The sequence below is a fragment of the Pseudomonas frederiksbergensis genome, assembly GCF_003732665.1.
GTDB classification, from domain to species: Bacteria; Pseudomonadota; Gammaproteobacteria; order Pseudomonadales; family Pseudomonadaceae; genus Aquipseudomonas; species Aquipseudomonas frederiksbergensis_G.
The window spans coordinates 89,836-110,476 of sequence record NZ_MOBP01000020.1; the positions used below are offsets into that span (position 1 = coordinate 89,836).

Annotated in this window: 22 protein-coding genes; 9 read left to right on the forward strand and 13 right to left on the reverse strand. The window is 60.6% G+C overall.

Annotated elements, in window-relative coordinates; translation table 11 throughout:
- Positions 1–11: 11 nt before the first annotated feature.
- From BK665_RS26610 to BK665_RS26630, 4 genes are all read right to left on the reverse strand, one after another.
- Positions 12–962, reverse strand: a complete 951-nt coding sequence (locus BK665_RS26610) for a LysR substrate-binding domain-containing protein (RefSeq protein WP_123409515.1) — start codon at positions 960–962, stop codon at positions 12–14.
- Between the two features lie 20 nt (positions 963–982).
- Positions 983–2,281, reverse strand: a complete 1,299-nt coding sequence (gene dctA, locus BK665_RS26615) for a C4-dicarboxylate transporter DctA (RefSeq protein WP_123409516.1) — start codon at positions 2,279–2,281, stop codon at positions 983–985.
- A gap of 97 nt (positions 2,282–2,378) precedes the next feature.
- Positions 2,379–3,254: an alpha/beta fold hydrolase gene (locus tag BK665_RS26620; protein ID WP_123409517.1), complete on the reverse strand. Its 876-nt coding sequence runs from the start codon at positions 3,252–3,254 to the stop codon at positions 2,379–2,381.
- A 216-nt stretch (positions 3,255–3,470) separates the two neighbouring features.
- A complete protein-coding gene (locus tag BK665_RS26630; protein ID WP_123409518.1) occupies positions 3,471–3,929 on the reverse strand; it encodes a VOC family protein in 459 nt (152 codons plus the stop codon).
- Between the two features lie 306 nt (positions 3,930–4,235).
- On the opposite strand from BK665_RS26630, the gene BK665_RS26635 reads away from it, so the two are divergent.
- The 3 genes from BK665_RS26635 to BK665_RS26645 all read left to right on the forward strand — a co-directional run bounded on the left by BK665_RS26635 (position 4,236) and on the right by BK665_RS26645 (position 6,959).
- A complete protein-coding gene (locus tag BK665_RS26635; protein ID WP_123409519.1) occupies positions 4,236–5,450 on the forward strand; it encodes an SfnB family sulfur acquisition oxidoreductase in 1,215 nt (404 codons plus the stop codon).
- 2 nt (positions 5,451–5,452) lie between these two features.
- Positions 5,453–6,118 (forward strand): methionine ABC transporter permease, encoded by a 666-nt coding sequence (locus tag BK665_RS26640; protein ID WP_123409520.1) that lies wholly within the window; start codon positions 5,453–5,455, stop codon positions 6,116–6,118.
- A 70-nt stretch (positions 6,119–6,188) separates the two neighbouring features.
- A complete protein-coding gene (locus BK665_RS26645) occupies positions 6,189–6,959 on the forward strand; it encodes a MetQ/NlpA family ABC transporter substrate-binding protein (protein ID WP_123409521.1) in 771 nt (256 codons plus the stop codon).
- Between the two features lie 109 nt (positions 6,960–7,068).
- Here the strand turns inward: BK665_RS26645 and soxR are convergent, their stop codons facing one another.
- Positions 7,069–7,536 carry a redox-sensitive transcriptional activator SoxR gene (gene soxR, locus BK665_RS26650; RefSeq protein ID WP_123409522.1) on the reverse strand — a complete coding sequence of 156 codons (468 nt, stop codon included), beginning with the start codon at positions 7,534–7,536 and terminating at the stop codon, positions 7,069–7,071.
- A gap of 94 nt (positions 7,537–7,630) precedes the next feature.
- Here soxR and BK665_RS26655 point away from each other — a divergent pair, with 94 nt between their 5' ends.
- Positions 7,631–7,996, forward strand: coding sequence for an antibiotic biosynthesis monooxygenase (locus BK665_RS26655; protein WP_123409523.1), 366 nt, complete (start codon positions 7,631–7,633; stop codon positions 7,994–7,996).
- On the opposite strand, the gene BK665_RS26660 is transcribed toward BK665_RS26655, so the two are convergent.
- The 4 genes from BK665_RS26660 to msuE form a co-directional block, all read right to left on the reverse strand.
- Positions 7,993–9,096: a sigma-54 interaction domain-containing protein gene (locus tag BK665_RS26660; protein WP_123409524.1), complete on the reverse strand. Its 1,104-nt coding sequence runs from the start codon at positions 9,094–9,096 to the stop codon at positions 7,993–7,995. The two genes, BK665_RS26655 and BK665_RS26660, sit on opposite strands and share 4 nt — an antisense overlap.
- A gap of 22 nt (positions 9,097–9,118) precedes the next feature.
- Positions 9,119–10,306, reverse strand: a complete 1,188-nt coding sequence (locus tag BK665_RS26665; RefSeq protein ID WP_123409525.1) for an acyl-CoA dehydrogenase family protein — start codon at positions 10,304–10,306, stop codon at positions 9,119–9,121.
- Positions 10,307–10,444: 138 nt separating this feature from the next.
- Positions 10,445–11,590 carry an FMNH2-dependent alkanesulfonate monooxygenase gene (gene ssuD / locus BK665_RS26675; protein ID WP_123409526.1) on the reverse strand — a complete coding sequence of 382 codons (1,146 nt, stop codon included), beginning with the start codon at positions 11,588–11,590 and terminating at the stop codon, positions 10,445–10,447.
- Positions 11,591–11,600: 10 nt separating this feature from the next.
- Positions 11,601–12,164 carry an FMN reductase gene (gene msuE / locus BK665_RS26680; RefSeq protein ID WP_123409527.1) on the reverse strand — a complete coding sequence of 188 codons (564 nt, stop codon included), beginning with the start codon at positions 12,162–12,164 and terminating at the stop codon, positions 11,601–11,603.
- A 389-nt stretch (positions 12,165–12,553) separates the two neighbouring features.
- Between msuE and BK665_RS26685 the strand changes: the two genes are divergently transcribed.
- The 4 genes from BK665_RS26685 (at position 12,554) to BK665_RS26700 (ending at position 16,731) form a co-directional block, all read left to right on the forward strand.
- The gene (locus BK665_RS26685; protein ID WP_123409528.1) at positions 12,554–12,823 is read left to right on the forward strand and encodes a hypothetical protein; all 270 of its coding nucleotides are present in this window, start codon (positions 12,554–12,556) and stop codon (positions 12,821–12,823) included.
- 101 nt (positions 12,824–12,924) lie between these two features.
- Complete coding sequence (locus tag BK665_RS26690; RefSeq protein WP_123409529.1) at positions 12,925–13,536, forward strand: LysE family translocator; 612 nt, start codon at positions 12,925–12,927, stop codon at positions 13,534–13,536.
- A 163-nt stretch (positions 13,537–13,699) separates the two neighbouring features.
- Positions 13,700–14,857 carry an aminotransferase class V-fold PLP-dependent enzyme gene (locus tag BK665_RS26695; RefSeq protein WP_123409530.1) on the forward strand — a complete coding sequence of 386 codons (1,158 nt, stop codon included), beginning with the start codon at positions 13,700–13,702 and terminating at the stop codon, positions 14,855–14,857.
- Positions 14,858–14,922: 65 nt separating this feature from the next.
- Entirely contained in the window at positions 14,923–16,731 is a 1,809-nt protein-coding gene (locus BK665_RS26700; RefSeq protein ID WP_123409531.1) for an aminopeptidase P family protein, read from the forward strand.
- Positions 16,732–16,777: 46 nt separating this feature from the next.
- Here BK665_RS26700 and BK665_RS26705 read toward each other — a convergent pair whose 3' ends face one another.
- Positions 16,778–17,368, reverse strand: a complete 591-nt coding sequence (locus BK665_RS26705) for a 2-hydroxychromene-2-carboxylate isomerase (RefSeq protein ID WP_123409532.1) — start codon at positions 17,366–17,368, stop codon at positions 16,778–16,780.
- A gap of 38 nt (positions 17,369–17,406) precedes the next feature.
- Entirely contained in the window at positions 17,407–18,135 is a 729-nt protein-coding gene (locus BK665_RS26710) for an SDR family oxidoreductase (protein ID WP_123409533.1), read from the reverse strand.
- Between the two features lie 92 nt (positions 18,136–18,227).
- Between BK665_RS26710 and BK665_RS26715 the strand changes: the two genes are divergently transcribed.
- Entirely contained in the window at positions 18,228–18,806 is a 579-nt protein-coding gene (locus BK665_RS26715) for a TetR/AcrR family transcriptional regulator (RefSeq protein ID WP_123409534.1), read from the forward strand.
- On the opposite strand, the gene BK665_RS26720 is transcribed toward BK665_RS26715, so the two are convergent.
- Positions 18,793–19,074, reverse strand: coding sequence for a hypothetical protein (locus BK665_RS26720; protein WP_123409535.1), 282 nt, complete (start codon positions 19,072–19,074; stop codon positions 18,793–18,795). The genes BK665_RS26715 and BK665_RS26720 overlap by 14 nt on opposite strands.
- Positions 19,075–19,245: 171 nt before the next feature.
- The gene (gene rhtA / locus BK665_RS26725) at positions 19,246–20,133 is read right to left on the reverse strand and encodes a threonine/homoserine exporter RhtA (protein WP_123409536.1); all 888 of its coding nucleotides are present in this window, start codon (positions 20,131–20,133) and stop codon (positions 19,246–19,248) included.
- Positions 20,134–20,641 lie beyond the last annotated feature (508 nt).

Consider the following 20,641-nt stretch of genomic DNA (forward strand, 5'->3'; position numbering starts at 1 on the left):
TGTTGTTCGGGCTAAACCGACAACCCCTTGAAATGCTCCTGCAAAAACTCCACACACGCGCGCAACTTCCCGGAATACGCCAACCGCGTCGGATACACCGCCCACACATTCGCACTCTGGGTGTAATCCCCCAGCACCTGCACCAGCCGCCCTTGCTCCAGCAACGGCTTCACATCCCACAATGACCGCAGCAACACCCCGCGCCCATCCAGGGCCCACTGCAGGACAATCTCGCCATTATTGGACGACAACGGCCCGCTGACCCGCACGCTTTCCTGAACCCCGTCGCGCTCCAGGTTCCAGATGCCGAAGGCGTTGTCGCGCTCCTTGATCACCAGGCAATGGTGCTGTTCCAGTTCCGCCAGGGTCTGCGGCGTGCCGTGGCGTTGCAGATACGCGGGGGCGGCGCACAGCACGCGCCGGTTGCTCACCAGGCGCCGGCCGATGTGCTGGCCGGGGATGTCATCGCCGACGCGGATCTCCAGGTCGAAACCTTCGCTAACGATGTCCACCACCCGGTCGAACAGGTCCAGGCGAATCTCCAGTTCCGGATAACGCTCGGCCAGCAGCGATACCGCCGGGGCCACGTGATTGCGGCCGAAACCGAAACTGCTGCACAAATGCAGACGCCCGCGAGGGCTGTCGTGAGCGTCGGAGAGTTCGTCGTGCAGTTGCTGGAAGTCATCGAGAATGCGTAACGCCCAGCGCTGCACACGCTCGCCGTCCTCGGTCAGCGCAATACGCCGACTGGTGCGATGCAGCAGGCGCGTGCCGAGGGTGGTTTCGAGAATCTGGATGCGTTTGCTGACATAAGCAGGGGACAGCCCCAGCTCATCGGCGGCCGCGGCGAAACCGTTTTTGCGGATGACGGTGAGCAGGACTCGCAGGTCTTCGGGTAGGGGCACGGTGTCTTTCTTGAGGGTCATGGCAGAACGAGCACTGGCGGCATGAGCCGCCAGCATAGCATCGCCGCTTTCAGAATTTATTCGGCGCTCAGCTTGGCTGCGGCCCGGGCATGTCGGCCATGTTTGAGGGCAATCGGCGCCATTTTTCTGCGGTCCAGTTCACCTTCCCACGCAGCTATCACCAACGCTGCGACGGCGTTGCCGATGATGTTGGTCAGCGACCGGCATTCGGCCATGAAACGGTCAACGCCGAGGATCAACACCATCGCCGCCACCGGCACGGTCGGCACCACTGCCAGGCTCGCCGCCAATGCAACGAAACCGGCACCGACCACTGCGCCCGCGCCTTTGGACGTGAGCATCGCCACGGCGAGCAAGGTCAGTTGCTGCTCCAGCGTCAGATCGATATTGGTCGCCTGGGCCAGAAACAGCACCGCCAGGGTCATATAGATGTTGGTGCCGTCGAGGTTAAAGGTGTAACCGGTCGGGACCACGATCCCCACCACGCCTTTCGATGCGCCGAGGCTTTCCAGTTTCTGGATCAGTTGTGGCAGCGCCGATTCCGAAGAACTGGTGCCGAGCACGATCAGCAGCTCAGCCTTGATATACGCCAGCAGTTTGAAAATGCTGAACCCGGCATAACGGGCGATGCTGCCCAGCACGCAGGCGACGAAAATAAACGCGGTCAGGTAGAAGGTGCCGATCAGCTTCAGCAGTGGCAGCAACGAGCCGAGGCCGTACTTGCCGATGGTGAACGCAATCGCGCCGGACGCACCGATGGGCGCCACGCGACTGATGATGCCGACAATGCGGAAAAACACCTCGCTGGCCTGGTTGATGATGCCCACCAATGGCCGGCCCTTTTCCCCGACCATCACCAGCGCGATTCCGAACAGCACCGACACAAAAAGCACCGGCAGGATTTCCCCTTGGGAGAACGCCTCGAAGAACGTCGTCGGAATCACATGCAACAGAAACCCGGTCACCCCTTCGCCGTGCTGGGCCTGGCCGACGAAACCGGCAATGGCCGAGGTGTCGAGGGTCTTCACATCAATATTGAAACCCGCGCCCGGATGCAGCGCATGGGCCGCGAGCAAGCCGATCAACAGCGCGATGCTGGACACCACTTCGAAATACAGCAACGCCTTGCCACCGACCCGGCCCACCTGTTTCACGTCGTGCATGCTGGTGATCCCGGAGACCACTGTGCAGAAGATGATCGGGCCGATGATCATCTTGATCAGCTTGATGAACCCGTCGCCCAACGGCTTGAGATCGATGCCGACCTGGGGCCAGTAATGCCCGATCACAATGCCTAGGGCGATGGCGATAAGCACCTGCACATAGAGGGTTCCCAGCAGTTTTCTGATTGTCATTTTTATTATCTCGAGACGGTTTTTGGGCATGACGATCCCGCGCAGGCCAGTGACGGCCCGCGACGGGAGGTGGATTCAGGTCAGGCTGTAACGGGTGTCAGCGCAGGAAACCTAGTACTTCGGCGAGCAGCAGCTCGGGAGCTTCTTCGGCGATGTAATGCCCGGCTGGCAGCGCTTTGCCCCGCACGTCGGTGGCCACCCGTTGCCATTCCTTCAGCGGCTCGAAGCAGCGGCCAACCGTGCCTTCGGCGCCCCACAACACCAGCAAGGGCAGGTTCAAATGACGGCCGGCGTCGAGGTCGGCGCGGTCATGATCAAGGTCGATGCTGGCGCTGGCGCGGTAGTCCTCGCAGATCCCCCGGGCGGTGCCGGGCAGTTTCAGGCAGCGCAGGTATTCGCCGAAGGCTTCGGCGGTGAACGGCTTGAGCCCGGCGCTGCGGCTGCCCATCACACTGCGCAGGTAGGATTCGGGATCGGCCTCGATCAGGGTTTCCGGCAATGGCGCCGGGCGGATCAGGAAGAACCAGTGCCAATAGGCACGGGCGAAGGCTTCGTTGGTTTGGGCGTACATCGACAAGGTCGGGGCGATGTCCAGCAGCACCATGCGTTGCACGACGGCAGGGTGATCCAGTGCCAGACGATGGGCAACCCTTGCGCCACGGTCGTGGGCCAGCACCGAGAATTGCTCGAAGCCCAGGGACTTCATCAGCTCGACGCCGTCCTTGGCCATTTCCCGTTTCGAATAGTTGGTGTGGTGATCGTTGGCCGGCGGTTTGCCGCTGTCGCCGTAGCCCCGCAGGTCGGCGGCGACCACGGTGAAATGCGCGGCCAGTTGCTCGGCGATCTTGTGCCAGATGACGTGGGTTTGCGGGTGACCGTGGAGCAACAGCAGGCCGGGGCCAGTGCCGCCGATGCGGTAGGCAATGTCCACGCCGTTGACGTGGCGCTGGTCTTTCAGGAATCCGGCGAACATGGGGATGACTCCTTGTTGTAGTGGCCTGCATCCTGAAATTGTTCGGCGGCTACGGCAAGGCGCAAAGCGTGGGGTGGTTGTTCATGAAGTGTGTTCAAGGGATATGTGTTGTCTGATAGGCCGCCTTCGCGAGCAAGCCCGCTCCCACAGGGGGAACGCATTCCAAATGTGGGAGCGGGCTTGCTCGCGAAGAGGCCGGTCCAGGCACTACAAGATTCAAGCCTGACTAAACATCTCCTTCGCCCGCTGCTCAATCTGTTCCTGAGTCAGATCCTCCTTGCGCGTCGCCAGGAACCACAAATGCCCATAGGGATCCTTCAACGTCCCCGAACGATCGCCATAAAACTGATCCTTGACCTCGGACACCACCGTGCCCCCGGCGGCAATCGCTTGTGCATAGGACTTGTCGACATCGGTCACATACAGGTGCAGGCCCACGGACGGTGATCTGTCCGGATTGCTCAACGGCCCTTGATCGCACGGCGTGCCGAGCATGATCGGGCAGTCGCCGATGCGCAGTTCGGCGTGGCCGATGCCGCCGTCGGGCATGCTCAGGCGCATCACTTCAATGGCGTTGAAGGCTTTTTTGTAGAACTCGATGGCCTCGGCGGCTTTCTGGATGCCGAGGTAGGGGGTGATGCTGTGATAACCCTCTGGAATGGGTTGGACGCTCATAACGGTTCTCCCTGTTTTTGTTGTGGGACGGAGCGAACAAATATAGTAGGAGCTGTCGAAGGCTGCGATCTTTTGACCTTGGCGCCGTCGAGGGCAACAAAAAATCAAGATCAAAAGATCGCAGCCTTCGGCAGCTCCTACGGGGAATCAGGCATAACAACGCCACTGTTCAGCCATCAACAGCGAAGCAGCAGATTGCTCGGGTTTGTCACCTTCAACGCCGTTAAAACCCCCGCAAACATTGAGCCTCGCAGTCGGCACAGAAGCTGCAATGACCTCTCGAAACACTGTTGTCGAGAGTCTTGTATGCCTGAATCTGCCGTTTATCCGATCAACCCGCCGGCCGCCCATCGGATCGCCGACGAAGCCGAAGCCCTGCGGGTCGCCGAGCGTGTCGCTGCGGTTTTGTTGGAACAGGATGCCGAGCGCGACCGCAGTCGCCAGGTGCCGGCCGAGATCGTCGATCTGTATTCCAACAGCGGTTTGTGGGGCATCAGCGTGCCGAAGGCATTCGGCGGCGCGCAGGTGTCCTACGCGGTGCTGACCCAGGTGATTGCGATTATTTCGGCGGCCGACCCATCCCTCGGGCAAGTCCCGCAAAACCACTATTGCCTGCTCGAAGACATCCGCCTGCAAGGCACGCCCGAGCAGCAAGCGCACTTCTTCAGCCTGGCGCTGCAAGGGCATCGCTTTGCCAATGCGCTGTCGGAAACCGGCGGCAAGAACGTGCAGGATATTCAGGCGACGATCCGCCGCTACGGTGACGGCCATGTGATCAATGGGCGCAAGGGTTACTGCACCGGTTCGCTCTACGCCCATTGGCTGGCGGTGCTGGCCGTGGATGAGGAACAGAAGGGCCAGTTGTCGTTCGTCGAACGCGGCACCCAGGGGCTGGTGATCGTCGATGATTGGGACAGCATCGGCCAGCGCACTACGTCCAGCGGCACGGTGTTGGCCGAAGACCTGCACGTCCCGGCGTTCAACGTGTTCCCGACGTATCGCTCCTATGAAAGCCCGACCCTGGCCGGCCCGTTCGCGCAATTGACCACCGCCGCCATCGACGCCGGCATCGCCCGCGCCGCCCTGCGCGACACCATCGCCTTCGTCCAGCAATTCGCCCGGCCATGGATCGACGCCGGGGTGGAAAAGGCCAGCGAAGACCCGTTGACCATCATTCAAGTCGGGGGCCTGGAGATTCGCCTCGAAGCCGCCGAAGCCTTGCTCGAACGGGCCGGTCGCGCACTGGATGCAGCGCGCCCGGCACCGGATGAAGACAACGTCGCCCGCGCCTCCCTGGCCGTGGCCAAGGCCAAAGTGCTGACCACCGAAATCGCCATTGAAGCCAGCAACAAACTCTTCGAACTCGGCGGCACCCGCTCGACCCTGAAAACACACAACTTCGACCGCCACTGGCGCAACGCCCGGGTCCACACCCTGCACGATCCGGTGCGCTGGAAGTACCACGTGGTCGGCAACTGGCTGCTCAACGGCGTCAAACCGCCACGCCACGACTGGTCCTGACCATGGCCGAATGGTTCAAGAACATCTACTGGGCCGACATCGCCCAGGCCTGTCTCGACACCCTGAGCATGCTCGGTGCCGCCCTCGGTTTTACCGTGTTGCTGGGGTTGCCGTTGGGGGTGGTGCTGTTCCTCACCGGCAAGCGCCAGTTGCATCAAGCGGTGGGGATTTACCGGGTGCTGTCGGTGATCGTCAACACCCTGCGTTCGCTGCCGTTCATCATTTTGCTGATCGTGTTGATTCCCGTGACCACGCTGCTGGTGGGCACCTCGCTGGGGGTGCCGGGGACGATTCCGCCGCTGGTGGTGGGCTGCACGCCGTTCTTCGCGCGACTGGTGGAAACCGCGTTGCGCGAAGTGGATCGCGGGGTGGTGGAAGCGACCCAGGCCATGGGCGGTACGACGTGGCAGATCATCCGCCACACCCTGGTGCCGGAAGCCCGGGGCGGGTTGCTGGCGGCGGTCACCGTCACCGCGATTGTGCTGGTGGATTACACGGCGATGGCCGGGGTGATCGGTGGCGGCGGGCTCGGCGACCTTGCGATTAGATACGGCTATCAGCGGTTTCAGACCGATGTGATGGTGGTCACCGTGGTGCTGCTGTTGATTCTGGTGCAGGCCCTGCAAATGACTGGCGACCGCCTCGTTGCGCGTTACAGCCGTCGCTAAATGTTTACTCAAAAAAATCAGGCCCCACGTCCACCCCACGACGGCCACTCAATCTGCCTTGGAGCACAGCATGAAAAAGACCCTGGCCATTCTGGCTGCCGTCCTGTCGTTCAGCGTTCACGCCAACGAAAAACTCATCGTCGGCGCCACCCCGGTGCCGCACGCGGAAATCCTCGAATTCGTCAAACCGACCCTGGCTAAGGAGGGCGTGGACCTGGACATCAAGGTCTTCACCGACTTTATCCAGCCCAACCAGCAACTGGCCCTGAAAAACCTCGACGCCAACTATTACCAGTACCGACCGTTCCTCGATGATTTCAACAAGACCCGCCACACCGACCTGGTGCCGGTGGTTGGCGTGCACATCGAACCGTTCGGCGCGTATTCGACCAAGATCAAAAACATCAGCGAATTGAAGGACGGCGCCAGCGTGTCGATCCCCAACGACCCGGTGAACACCGGTCGCGCGTTGGTGCTGCTGCACGAAGCGGGGCTGATCAAACTCAAGGACCCGAGCAACACCCTGGCCACGCAACGAGACATTATCGACAACCCGAAACACTTGAAGATTCGTGAACTGGAAGGTGCGCTGCTGGCGCGGTCGGTGAGCCAGGTGGATCTGGCGTTTGTGTTTGCCAACTATGCGTTGGAGGCGGGGATCGATACCAACAGCGCGTTGATCGTGGAGAAGGGCAAGAGCCTGTACATCGAGTTTTTGGTTGCTCGGCCGGATAATATCAACGACCCACGGATTCAGAAATTGGCCAAGGCGTTGAATTCCGATGAGGTTCGGCAGTTCATCTTGACCCGTTACAAAGGGCAGATTGCGCCGGGGTTCTAAGCTTCGGTTTGCCTTGAGGACGCCTTCGCGAGCAAGCCCGCTCCCACACTGGATCTGTGGCGCTCACAAATACCCTGTGGGAGCGGGCTTGCTCGCGAAGGCCGCACCGCTATTCCGGAGCAGAACCCGATTCCAGGAGCCGCGCCCCCGGCCCACGCTCCCCGAGCACATCGCCAAAATTACGCAACGGACACGCCTCCATCGACAAGCACCCACACCCGATACAGCCATTGAGCCGATCCCGCAACAGCGTCAACTGATGAATCCGCTGATCCAGATCCCGGCTCCACTGCGCGGACAACACCTGCCAGTCCGCCGCCGTCGGTGCGCGGTTGTCCGGCAGCGACTTCAAGGCTTCGGCAATCTCCGCCAACGGAATCCCCAATCGCTGCGCGACCTTGATCAACGCCACCCGTCGCAACACTTCCCGTGGATAGCGGCGCTGGTTGCCCTGGTTGCGATGGCTTTTGATCAAGCCCTTGGTTTCATAGAAGTGCAGGGCGGTGACGGCCACGCCGCTGCGAGCGGCCACCTGGCCGACGGTGAGTTCTTTGTGCAGGTTCTGCGCGGTGACCATTTGGAAAAAGCCCCTTGACCTCTAGTTAACTTGAGGTTTTACCCTGCAGGCCTTCGGATCGCAAGATCCGGTTACAAGGTGAGTGGGGACTACTATGCAAACGTCAGCGAAAAACCGCAGTTTCACCCAATTGATCGAATTCGAGATCGAGCCTCATCAGCAACCCGCACTGGTGTCGGCGCTGTCGGCGCAGACCGAACGCCTGGCCCAGGATTTCAGCGGTTTTCTGAGCGCGAGCATCCAGGCCAGCGACGATGGCCGGCGGGTGCTCAACTACCTGCAATGGCAATCCCGCGAGGCCGGGGAAGCCGCGTTCCAGTGCTTCGAAAGCGGCGAGCAGGATTTCTGGCAACTGATCCGCGCCCACCAGGCGAAAACCGTAACCTTCGGGTCCTTCCAGGTATTGCACAGTTTGGAGCGCAGCCATGACGACGCGCTGCACTGCAACTTAGTCAGTTAGATCGACAACTGCATCAAGCGCTCGCCCTGCACGTTTTCCGTGGGCCGGCGCTTGTTCACTGCCAGTTCGCCGATCTTGATCAGGCGCGTGCGGGTCACGTTGCGGCTCAACCCCAGCAACGCGGCGGTGTGCACCTGGTTGTAATGGCTGAAGCGATAAGCCGCGCGCAACAATGCGTCTTCGACTTTCTCATGCAGCGCCCCGGCCTGTTCTTCGAAGAGCTTTTGGAAGGCGCGGTCGAGCAACGCTTCCGGTGAATCGTCGACCGTGCCGTGATGATCGTCCTGACGCTCGATGCGCATGTTCGACAGGCGCAGGTCATCCCGTTCGATCACACCGTTACGGCAGATCAGCAGGGTGTGGTGAATGACGTTTTCCAGCTCGCGGATATTGCCAGGCCAACTGTAGCTGCGCAGTTTCAGTTCGGCCTCTTTGCTGATGGTGATCGTGCCGTAGCCGAGGCGTTGGCTGTAGGCTTCGACGAAGTGCCGGGTCAGGGGCAGGATGTCGCCGGGGCGGTCGCGCAATGGGCTCAACTCCAGGCTGACCACGTCGAGACGGTAATACAGGTCCTCGCGAAAATGCCCGGCGTTGATGGCTTTCTCCAGTTGCACATTGGTCGCGGCCAGCACCCGCACATCGATCGGGATACTCTTGCGCGAGCCCAGGCGCACCACTTCACGCTCCTGCAACACCCGCAGTAACTTGACCTGGATCGCCATCGGCAAATCGCCGATTTCATCGAGGAACAAGGTGCCGCCATCGGCCTCTTCGAACCACCCGGCCTTGGCACTCAGGGCGCCGGTGAAGGCGCCTTTTTCATGGCCGAACAGCTCGGCTTCCACCAGGGATTCGGAGAACGCGCCGCAGTTCACCGCCACGAACGGCCGGTTGCGCCGGGCGCTGAGGTTGTGGATGTGCCGCGCCACCAACTCTTTGCCGGTGCCGGTTTCACCGATGATCAGCACGCTGGCCTCACTCGGTGCGACCTGTTGCAAATGCGCGAGCAAGGCCTGGGATTTCGGGTCTTCGAACACTTGCGCGGTGGCGCGGATCGACGTGGCCAGGGCGGGTGAGGGCGGTAGGGTCAGCAGTTGCATGGCAGGCTCCATGAAGAGAAGGTCAGGAATAGAAAGTCGGAATCGGCAGGGATTGGTTCAGCGCCCAATCACCCAGTTCATGGAGTTTGTAATCCACCGGGTCGTGCAGGGTTTGCGTGCGCAGGTTGCGCCAGTGACGGTCCAGGCGCAGCGAGGCGTGGGTCGAACGCGCGCCAGTCACTTCGAACAAACGGCTACACAGCTCCAGGCCATTGCGGGTGGCGGCGACCTTGGCCGTGGCAATCGCCGTGGCCAGATGCCCGCGCTCTTCGGCGCTGAGATTCGGGCCTTTGGCCCACGCCTTGTCCAGCAGGTCGGCGGCCCGTTCCACCAGCAGTCGAACGCCTTCGAGGGCGACCCAGAATTCGCCGTAATGGCTGAGCACATACGGGTCTTCGCGCACATCCTGAGTGCTGGATTTATGCCAGGGCCGGGTTTCGATGAGGGTGTATTGCCGCGCTTCTTCGAAGGCGCCTTCGGCGATGCCGAGGAACATGTGGGTGAAGGTCAGTTGCGCGATCAACGGCCGCAAACAGGCGAACGGTGTGCTCAACGGACCGGGATCGAGCAGCAATTCCGACTCTTCGACCCGCACCCGTTCGAAGGTGGCGCTGCCGCTGTCGGTCTGGCGCTGGCCCATGTTGTTCCAGTCGTCGTGCAGGGTGATGCCGCTGCGACCGCTGGGGATCGCGGCGATCAACAACTTGCCGCCGGCGCTTTCGTCCACCGCCGAGGCAATCAGCATTTGCGAATCGGTGGCGCCGGAGCAGAAGCTCTTTTTGCCGGAAAACTCGCGCCAGCCGCCGAGATTTTTCACCACGGTGCGGGTGTCCAGCGGGTTGAGGGCATTGCCCCAGAACCAGTTCTTGCGTGCGGTTTGCTCGAACCACGGCTGCCACTGTTCGGGTTTGGCGAACAGGCGCACGGTGGCGAGCATCAGGTGATGAAAACCGAAAACATGCGCGATGGAGCTGTCGACCTTGGCGAACTCGCGCACGATGGTCAGGGTTTCACTCCAACTCGCGCCGAGGCCGCCGTACTGGGTGGGAATGCTCAGCGCCAGCAAACCGCTGTGGCGCAGGGCATCACGCTCAGCCTTGGGCGTGCCACCGCGCTCGTCGCGCTCGACGGCGGTCAGGGCAAACTCCGCCGCCAACTGGCGGGCGGTGTGCAAGGGGGAGAGCAGGGTGCTTTGGGGTTTGGCCGTCACGCAGGGGATTCCTTATTGAGTCAGACACCGATCCCCTGTGGGAGCGGGCTTGCTCGCGAAAGCGTCGTGTCAGTCGACATTAATGTTGACTGACCCACCGTCTTCGCGAGCAAGCCCGCTCCCACAGGAGTATCGGGGTCAGGCCGTGGCTTTGGTGGGCAGCACGTCATTGGCGATCATTTCGCCAAACGGCCCGGTGAGGTTGGTCACGCCACGTCCGGCCAGGCTGGCATAAGGTTCCGGCAACAGCGGGAACACCAGCTCGGCAAAGCGATACGCCTCTTCAAGGTGCGGATAGCCGGAGAAAATAAAGCTCTCGATCCCCAGGTCCGCGTACTCCTTGATCCGCGCCGCCACTTGCTGCGGATCGCCCACCAGCGCGGTCCCGGCACCGCCACGCACCAGGCCGACACCGGCCCACAGGTTGGGGGCAATTTCCAGGTTGTCGCGACGTCCGTCGTGCAGCGCAGCCATGCGCCGCTGACCTTCGGAATCAAAGCGCGAAAACGATTTCTGCGCGGCGGCGATGGTTTCGTCACTGATGTGCTCGATCAGCTTGTCGGCGGCTTTCCATGCCTCTTCGGCGGTCTCGCGCACGATCACATGCAAGCGAATGCCGAACTTCACCGTGCGCCCGTTACGCGCAGCACGCTCACGCACATCGGCGAGTTTTTCCGCCACGGCGGCCGGTGGCTCGCCCCAGGTCAGGTACACGTCCACCTGCTCGGCGGCGAGTTCATGGGCCGCTTCCGACGAACCGCCGAAGTACAGCGGCGGATAAGGCTTCTGTACCGGCGGATACAACGCCTTGGCGTTCTGCACTTGCAAATGTTTGCCTTCGAAATCGACGGACTCGCCTTGCAGCACGCGACGCCAAATCTGCAGGAATTCGTCGGTGACTTCGTAGCGTTCGCTGTGATCGAGGAAGATCCCGTCGCCCCGGTTCTCATCCGGGTCACCGCCGGTCACCACGTTGATCAGCAGGCGGCCGTTGGACAGTCGATCCAAAGTTGCGGCCATGCGCGCCGAAACGGTCGGCGAGATGATCCCGGGACGAATCGCCACCAGGTATTTCAGGCGTTCAGTCAACGGCACCAGCGCCGAGGCGATTACCCATGAGTCTTCGCAGGAGCGGCCGGTGGGAATCAGTACACCGTGGTAGCCCAGGCTGTCGGCGGCCTGGGCCACTTGTTTCAAATAGTTGAGCGTCACCGGGCGGGCGCCCTGGGTGGTGCCCAGGTAATGGCCGTCGCCGTGGGTCGGCAGAAACCAGAAAACATCCATGAAGAGATCCTTAAGCGATTTTCAGCAGATTTTTGGGGTGCACGCCAAACAACGGCGCGGCGCGTTCTGCAGCAAGACGAATGCGGGCCTTCAAGGGCTCACTGGTTATTTGGTAATTCGAGAAATCGGCTTCGGTGGCGTACACGCCAATCGGCAAGGTCAGGGCCTGGAAGAAACTGAACAGTGGGCGCAGTTGATGATCGAGCACCAGTGCATGCCGCTCGCTGCCACCGGTGGCGGCCAGCAAAACCGGGGTGTTGATCAGCGCATTGAGGTCGATCAGGTCGAACAGGTGCTTGAGCAGGCCAGGGTAGGAACCGCGATAAACCGGCGCGGCGACGATCAGCAGATCAGCGCCTTCGATGGCTTGCAGCTCGGCTTCGACCTCGGCGCTCAATTCCTGGCGGGCCAGAGCGGCGCCGAGAGGGCGGGCGATGTCGCCCAGTTCGATCAGCTTGCTCTCGATCGGCAACTGTTCACCAAGTTCAGCCAACAGCGCTTGGGTCAGCACCAATGTGCGGGACGGACGCCAGGTGCCGCCGGAGAGGGCAACGACTTTCAATGGACGCGACATGATCAGTTCCTTTTTAAACAGTTGCTCGGGGAGCAGTGAAGAGTCACTGGGCTTGAGCAAGACCTGTACCAATCCTTAGAAGGCCCGTTTTCCGAGGCTTGCAGCGCCGTGTTCAAGGCCAACTGTGTGATTGGCGGGGCTGTTTGTTGAATGACTGTTGCCAGGCAAACAGTTGCGTGGGCAACAGTGGATGCAGCGATGCCGTTGTTATAAAGGCTCGTTGTTATTCCGTAAAAGATCATTAATGGATATTTATAGACCGTTATTGAATATGTGGGCGGCGAGCGTTCGATCCTGATACCCACTATCGAGAGCGTTGATTTCTGCCAGACCCGGGCCGGGCGTAGCCTTCACCCATCGCCAAACACAACTTTGTCAGGACGCTCCCCATGAACCGCTTACTCACTGTTTCCTTGCTGCTCGCCGTTTCCGTTCTCGCCGGTTGTGCCAGCCATGTTTCGCCCGAGTTGCGGCCCTACACCGCTGAAGAAACCAAGGAGCTGGCGCTGGAAGCCTTGAACCGCCAAGGGTTGTCCTTCGAGGAATACCACGCGAAAAAAGCCGCGTTGCTCGGCCAACCGCAGAAATCCTTCGGCTTTGATAGCCAAGGCGAAATGAACGCCGAACGTGCCGTACACCTTCACGGTCGCCCAAGCTAATTCCAGACTGTACTGCTCGAACTTTTACCCAACTGTCCGTGGGTTTCGGGCAAGGCGTGCGATAGGGTCAATACCTGACTGACCCTGACGGACTGCCACCCATGCTCTCGCTCGATCTGCTGCTGGGCTTCGCCCTGTTTGCCCTTGTGACCTCGATCACCCCCGGCCCAAACAACACCATGTTGCTGGCATCGGGCGTGAACTTCGGCTTTAACCGCACCATCCCCCATATGCTCGGCATCACCTGCGGTTTCTTCGTTTTGGTGGTCGCGGTGGGTTTTGGCCTGGGCGCGGTATTTCAAACCTATCCGTTGCTCTACACCGTCCTGCGTTACGTCGGCGCGGCGTATCTGCTGTACCTGGCCTGGAAAATCGCCCACTCCGGGCCGGTTTCCGAAAGCGAAAAGGGCGAAAGCAAACCGATCAGTTACCTCGGCGCCGCGGCGTTTCAGTGGGTCAACCCCAAGGCCTGGATCATGGCCATTGGCGCCATCAGCACTTACACGCCGATGCAGGGTTATTTCACCAATGTGATCGTGATCGCTGCGGTTTTTGCCCTGATCAACCTGCCGAGCGTCGGTGTCTGGGCCGGTTGCGGCACTTTGTTGCGCAATGTGTTGAAGGATCGCCGCTGGTTGCGCATCTTCAACTGGGGCATGGCCTTGCTGCTGGTGGCTTCGCTGTATCCGTTGTTGATCGAAAGCTTTAGCTGACGCATTGCTTCAACCGGTTGCCCGATGCCTGTTAAGCTCGACTTCAGGAGCGTTCCTACGCACTTTGAAATGAAGTCGTATTTCTTTAACAGCATCCGATCAGGTATTGCTGGTGTCCTTACCCCGCGCACCTGATCCCGGAACACGCTCTGCGAGCCTTTTTATGAATAAACGTCCGTTGTATTTCGACTACGCCGCCACCACACCGGTGGACGAGCGGGTCATCAAGGTCATGGTCGAGTGTCTGGGTTTCAACGGCAACTTCGGCAACCCGGCGTCCAGCTCCCATGCGTTTGGCCAGCAAGCCCGGCAATCGGTCGAGCTGGCGCGCCAGCAAGTGGCCGAACTGGTGGGTGCCCAAGCCGAGCAGATCGTCTGGACCTCCGGCGCCACCGAATCCAATAACCTCGCGCTCAAGGGCGTCGCCCAGGCCCGGGGTGTGTCCGGCGGTCACATCATCACCAGCCAGATTGAACACAAGGCGATCCTCGACACCGCGAAACAATTGCAGGACGCCGGTGTGGCGGTGACCTATCTGGTCCCGGACGCCGAAGGCCTGATTACCCCGCAAGCGGTCAGCGAAGCCATGCGCGACGACACGTTTCTGGTGTCATTGATGCTGGTGAATAACGAATTGGGCACGGTCAACGACATCCCGGCCATCGGCCAGGTGGTGCGTAATCGTGACGCGTTGTTTCATGTCGACGCCGCTCAAGGCGCAGGAAAAGTCGCGATCGACCTGGCCGAATGGCCGGTGGACCTGATGTCATTCTCTGCGCACAAGATCTACGGTCCCAAAGGGATCGGCGCGTTGTACGTCGGCCCTCGTGCGCAACAGCGTTTGCAGGCGCAGATCCACGGCGGCGGGCATGAGGGCGGGTTGCGTTCCGGCACCCTGGCCACGCACCAGATCGTGGCCATGGGCGAAGCGTTTGCGTTGGCGGCGACTTTGTTCGAGGACGAGAAAGCCACCATCGTTCACCTGCGCGAGCGCTTGCTCGAACAGCTCTTGAGCATCCCCGGCGTGCGCCTTAATGGCAGCGCGGCACAGCGTATCCCTCATACCCTGAGCCTGACCTTCGGCGAAGGCGAGTTCAATGTCGCGTCGTTGGGCCATTCGATCGCGTTTTCCGCGACCTCGGCCTGCAACTCCGCGAGCAATGCGCCATCCCACGTGCTGCTGGCCTTGGGGCATGACGCCCGTTCGGCCGGTCGCACCATCCGCTTGAGCCTGGGCCGGTTCACCACCGAGCAGGATATCGACCAGGCGGTTCAACTGATTAAAGCGGCCTGTGCCAGCGCGCCGGCGTTCTGGCAATAGGCCGTCAAAGCGCCGACTCAGATCGGCACTCAACAATAATGATGAAGTGGTTAGCAGGAGAGATGATGAGTACGCAGCCTTTGACCAATGGATTGGTATCCCAGCGCCTGGCGCAAACCCGCGAGCTGATGAACCGGGAGGGCATTCACGCCCTGCTGGTGCCGTCGGCCGACCCGCACCTGTCCGAATACCTGCCGGGTTACTGGCAAGGGCGGCAGTGGCTGTCGGGTTTCCATGGCTCGGTGGGTACTCTGATTGTTACCCCGGATTTCGCCGGTGTCTGGGCCGACAGCCGTTACTGGGAGCAAGCGACCAAGGAACTCAAGGGCAGCGGCATCGAACTGGTCAAGCTGCAACCGGGTCAACCAAGCCCGCTGGACTGGCTGGCTGAGCAAACCCCTGAAGGCGGCGTGGTCGCGGTCGATGGTGCGGTGATGGCAGTGGCCTCGGCACGCACCCTGGGCGGCAAACTCGAAGAGCGCGGTGCGCGTCTGCGTACTGATATCGACTTGCTGAGCGAAGTCTGGAGCGACCGCCCAAGCCTGCCGAACGAGCCGATCTATCAACACTTGCCGCCGCAAGCGACCGTGAGCCGTGGCGAGAAACTGGCCAATCTGCGTGAAGTCTTGCAAGAGCGCGGTGCCGATTGGCATTTCATCGCCACCCTCGACGACATCGCGTGGCTGTTCAACCTGCGTGGCGGCGATGTGTCGTTCAACCCGGTGTTCGTCTCCTTCGCCTTGATCAGTCAGCAGCAGGCAACCCTGTTTGTGGCCCTGAGCAAAGTCAGCGCCGAACTGCGCGCCATCCTCGAAGCAGACGGTGTGACCCTGCGCGATTACAGCGAAGTGGCCGATGCGTTGGGCGCCGTGCCGAGTGGGGCGAGCCTGCAGGTCGATCCGGCCCGCGTCACCGCCGGGTTGCTGGATAACCTGAACAGCGGCGTCAAACTGTTGGAAGGTTTGAACCCGACCACCCTGGCCAAATCCCGGAAAAGCCTGGACGACGCTGCACACATCCGCCAAGCCATGGAGCAGGACGGCGCGGCGTTGTGCGAATTCTTCGCCTGGCTGGAATCGGCCTGGGGCCGTGAGCGCATTACCGAACTGACCATCGACGAGCACCTGACCGCAGCGCGCATGCGGCGCCCGGATTATGTGTCGCTGAGTTTCAATACCATTGCCGCGTTCAACGCCAATGGCGCCATGCCGCACTACCACGCCACGGAAGAAGAACACGCGGTGATCGAGGGCGACGGTTTGTTGCTGATCGACTCCGGTGGCCAGTACCTGGGCGGCACTACGGACATCACACGGATGGTGCCGGTTGGCACGCCAACCGACGAGCAGAAGCGCGATTGCACGCGGGTGCTCAAGGGTGTAATCGCCTTGTCCCGGGCGCAGTTTCCAAAAGGGATTTTGTCGCCGTTGCTGGATTCCATCGCCCGTGCGCCGATCTGGGCGGAGAGCGTCGATTACGGTCACGGCACCGGTCACGGCGTCGGCTATTTCCTGAACGTTCACGAAGGCCCGCAAGTGATTGCCTATCAAGCCGCAGCCGCGCCGCAAACCGCGATGCAGGCGGGGATGATCACCTCTATCGAGCCGGGGACTTATCGTCCGGGTCGTTGGGGTGTGCGGATCGAAAACCTGGTATTGAACCGTGAAGCCGGGAAAAGCGAATTCGGTGAGTTCCTGAAATTCGAAACCCTGACTCTGTGCCCGATCGACACGCGCTGCCTGGAGCCGTCGCTGCTGACCCAGGACGAGAAAGAGTGGTTCAACGCTTATCACGCTGAAGTGCGCGAACGCTTGAGCCCGTTGCTCGATGGTGCTGCCCTTGAGTGGCTGAACACCCGTACTGCCGCTATTTGATCGATCTGAGCCCAGGCGCCTTATCTGGCGCCTGAGCTACGGGGATCTAACTCAGGGCTTCAACCACAAAGTCCAGGCGGTCCTGGCCGAAGAACAACCGATTATCGATAAACATGCTCGGCGCACCGAAGACGCCGCGCTTCACTGCCTTCTCGGTATTGGCCTTGAGGGCGGCTTTGACTTCCTCGTCGGCGGTCAGGGCCAGCACCTCATTCGGGTCAAAACCATTCTGTGTCAACACCGCTGCCACAGTCGCCGGGTCATCGAGGCTACGACCCTCAACCCACAACGCCGTAAACAGACAATCGATAAACGCCTTGAAACGCTCGGGATGGCGCAGTTGCATGCCCATGACGGCGCGCATCAGCATCAGCGTGTTGATCGGGAAATGCGGATTGAATTTGAGTGGCACGCCGTAGCGCGTGGCGTAGCGGTCCAGGTCCTCAAACATGTAGCGACCCTTGGCCGGGATGGTCGCCGGTGAGGCATTGCCAGTGGCTTTGAAGACGCCACCCAGCAGCAGAGGAATGTAGATCAGCTCACTACCGGTCTGCGCGCAGATCTTCGGCAGTTGGGTGTAGGCCAGGTACGTGGCGGGGCTGCCGAGGTCGAAGTAGAACTCCACGGTTTTGCTCATGGTCAATCACTCTGCTTATTGTTGTTGTGGGGGAGGGCTTACCAGCGTTCGTTCCAGGGGCGCAGGTCGAGCTCGAAGGTCCAGGCGTCCCGTGGCTGGCTGTGCAGATACCAGTAATTTTCCGCAATGTGCTCGGGGTTGAGGATGCCGTCCTGATCCTTGGTCGCGTACTTTTCCGGGAAGCTGTCGCGGATGAAGTCGGTATCGATGGCGCCGTCGACCACGACATGGGCGACATGGATGTTCATCGGCCCCAGTTCCCTGGCCATGCTTTGGGCCAAGGCGCGAATGCCATGCTTGGCGCCGGCGAAAGCGGCAAACCCGGCGGCGCCGCGCATACCAGCGGTGGCGCCGGTAAACAGGATCGTCCCGCGCTGACGCTTGGCCATGCGCTTGGCCACTTCCCGGGCATTGAGAAATCCTGAGAAACAGGCCATTTCCCAGATCTTGAAATACTTGCGAGCGGTTTCTTCGAGAATGCTGCACGGCACGTTGGCGCCGATATTGAAGACGAAGGCTTCGATCGGGCCGATCTCGGTTTCGATCTGTTCCACCAGCGCAATCACATCCTCTTCCTTGCGCGCATCACAGGCAAAACCGTGAGCCTCGCCACCGCTGGCCTTGATCGCATCCACCAGCGGTTGGAGTTTGTCGGCGCTGCGGCGGGTGACACAGGCAATGAAACCTTCCCGGGCAAAGCGTTTTGCGATGGCGCCACCGGTAGCATCCCCAGCACCGACAACCAGTACGACCTTCTTGTTATTCATGGGTGGATCCCTTTAGTAAACGATCGTTAACTGAACGAACGTTATGCTACGATCCGGCCAGCGTCAAGGTGATCAATCCTGAGGACAAGGCAATGCGTTACTCGCCCAATCACAAGCTGGAAACCAAAGAGAAGTTGCTCGAAAGCAGTGCGGTGTCGGCCAAGAAGTCTGGTTTTGCAACGGTCGGCGTCGACGGGCTGATGAAAGCGATCGGCTTGAGTGGCGCGGCGTTCTACAGTCATTTTTCGTCGAAGGATGAGCTGTTCGCGGCGATCGTCGAGCGAGAGCTATGTCAGAGCCTGGCCCGGTTGGGTGGGCATGGCGAGCAGGATCACGCCAGGCTTGAGCGTTGCCTCAAGCATTACTTGAGCATGGCCCATGTCGAGCAGCCGGAGTCTGGCTGTGCTTTGCCGGCGTTGGGGGCCGAGATTGCCCGTTCGGACCTGGTGGTACGCCAGCAGGCAGAGCTCTGGATTTGTCGGCTTCAGGAGAGCTGGGCGCGGATTCTGGACAGCGACAGCCTGGCATGGGCGATTCTGTCGCAGTGCATCGGTGCGCTGGTGGTGGCGCGTATGTTGGCCACTGCGGATATCCAGCGAACCGTGTTGCAATCCAGCCAGCAAGAGATTGGCCGCCAGATTGCCGGGCGGCATCAAGCTATTTGCAAATGACGATCATGCTGCGACTGGTGTAGCCGGCGGGGTTGAGGCCGAATGGATAGTCGCCGGGCTCTTCCACCGCGTCCCCCGACTTGGCGATGACCTTGTAGCCTTTGGGCGCGCACGAATTGGCGGCGCTGGTGTAGCACTTGTCCCAGGAAGACGAGAGGCCCGAACAGTTGATATGCAGGCCTTTCTTGCCGTGCTTGACCTGGGTCTTCGAGGTCGCCGCGCAGCCCGCAACTGCAATTACGGCGATCAGGAGCAAAATTCGTTTCATTACTGTCCTTAAGCGGCCCGGATCTTGTGTCCGGGTCTGGCTGCATTCGCTTTCACTTTCGTTTGGCGCTCGGATATCCCTATCTGTAGAAGTCCATGGGTGGCACCGGGTTGCGGGCCTAAACATGGCCTAAATGAGCGGCAAATACCAGACCTTCGTTAAATCCCCCCATCAATCGGCCGCGACCGCAGGCTTGGCGGCGCTGCCCATGGTCATGGTTGCGCCAACGGAGGCCAGGATGATGCACAGGATGGCCATCCATTGAGACAAGGAAAGGTACTCGTGCAGGAACAGCAAGCCAGAGAGCGCGCCGATCGCCGGTTCGATGCTCATCAGCGTGCCGAAGGTTCGGGCTGGCATCCGGGTCAGGGCGACCATCTCCAGGGTATAGGGCAGGGCGGTGGAAAGAATCGCGACGCCGATGGCCACGGGGATCAGCGAGGGCGTAAGCAACGCGGCGCCTGCGTGAACAATGCCGATAGGGGCGACGAACAGCGCAGCGATCATCACGCCCAGGGCGGCGGTCGTTACACCGTTGTCGGCTCCGGCCTTCTGGCCGAACAGAATGTACAGCGCCCAGCAGACGCCGGCGCCGAGCGCATAGCCAGCCCCCACCAGATCGATGCCGGTAGAGGTGGCGCCGGTGGGTATCAAGAGCAGCAAGCCGACAGCGGCAAGCGCGATCCAGAGAAAGTCGATGGCGCGACGCGAAGCATAGATAGCGACCGCCAACGGGCCGGTGAACTCCAGCGCCACGGCAATGCCCAGAGGCACAGTACGCAAGGACATATAGAAGAGGAAGTTCATACCGCCCAACGCCATTCCGTAGATGATCACGGTACGCAGGGATTTTGCGGTGAGCTTTGCTCGCCATGGGCGCAGTAGCAGCAGCATGATCACGCTGGCGAAGACCAGTCGCAGGGTGGTGGTCCCTTGGGCGCCAACAATGGGGAACATACTCTTGGCCAGGGAGGCGCCGGACTGGATCGATGCCATGGCTATTATCAGCAGGCCAACCGAAAAGAGGGTTGAGGCAAGGCTGCGGGGCTGGTCATTCATTACAAGGCATCGTCCAAGGCAGGAAACAAAAGTGTTGTTGTAGGCGTTGGGCAATATACTGCGCATTCATTGCGGTTGCGTCTATATATAAGCGGTGATTTTCAGCGTCATGATAGAAAAGCCAAATCAGGGGTTGACGGCAGATTCTGGACGTCTATAATTCGCCCCACTTCCGGCGCAGTCGAAACGGAAAACTCCTTGGTAAACAAAGAGTTACGCAGGTTTCGGCAGTGAGTTGCTTCAGGTCATCGAAGCGCGAAAGGGGTTGAAAAAGAGGTGTTGACAGCAGCGAGTAACGCTGTAGAATTCGCCTCCCGCTAACGAGAGATCGAAAGCGCAAGTGGTTGAAGTTGCAAAGGAAACTTTGAAAACTTCGGAAAATAACCGCTTGACAGTAACCGGTGCTGCTGTAGAATGCGCGCCTCGGTTGAGACGAAAGGTCTTAACCAACCGCTCTTTAACAACTGAATCAAGCAATTCGTGTGGGTGCTTGTGGAGTCAGACTGAT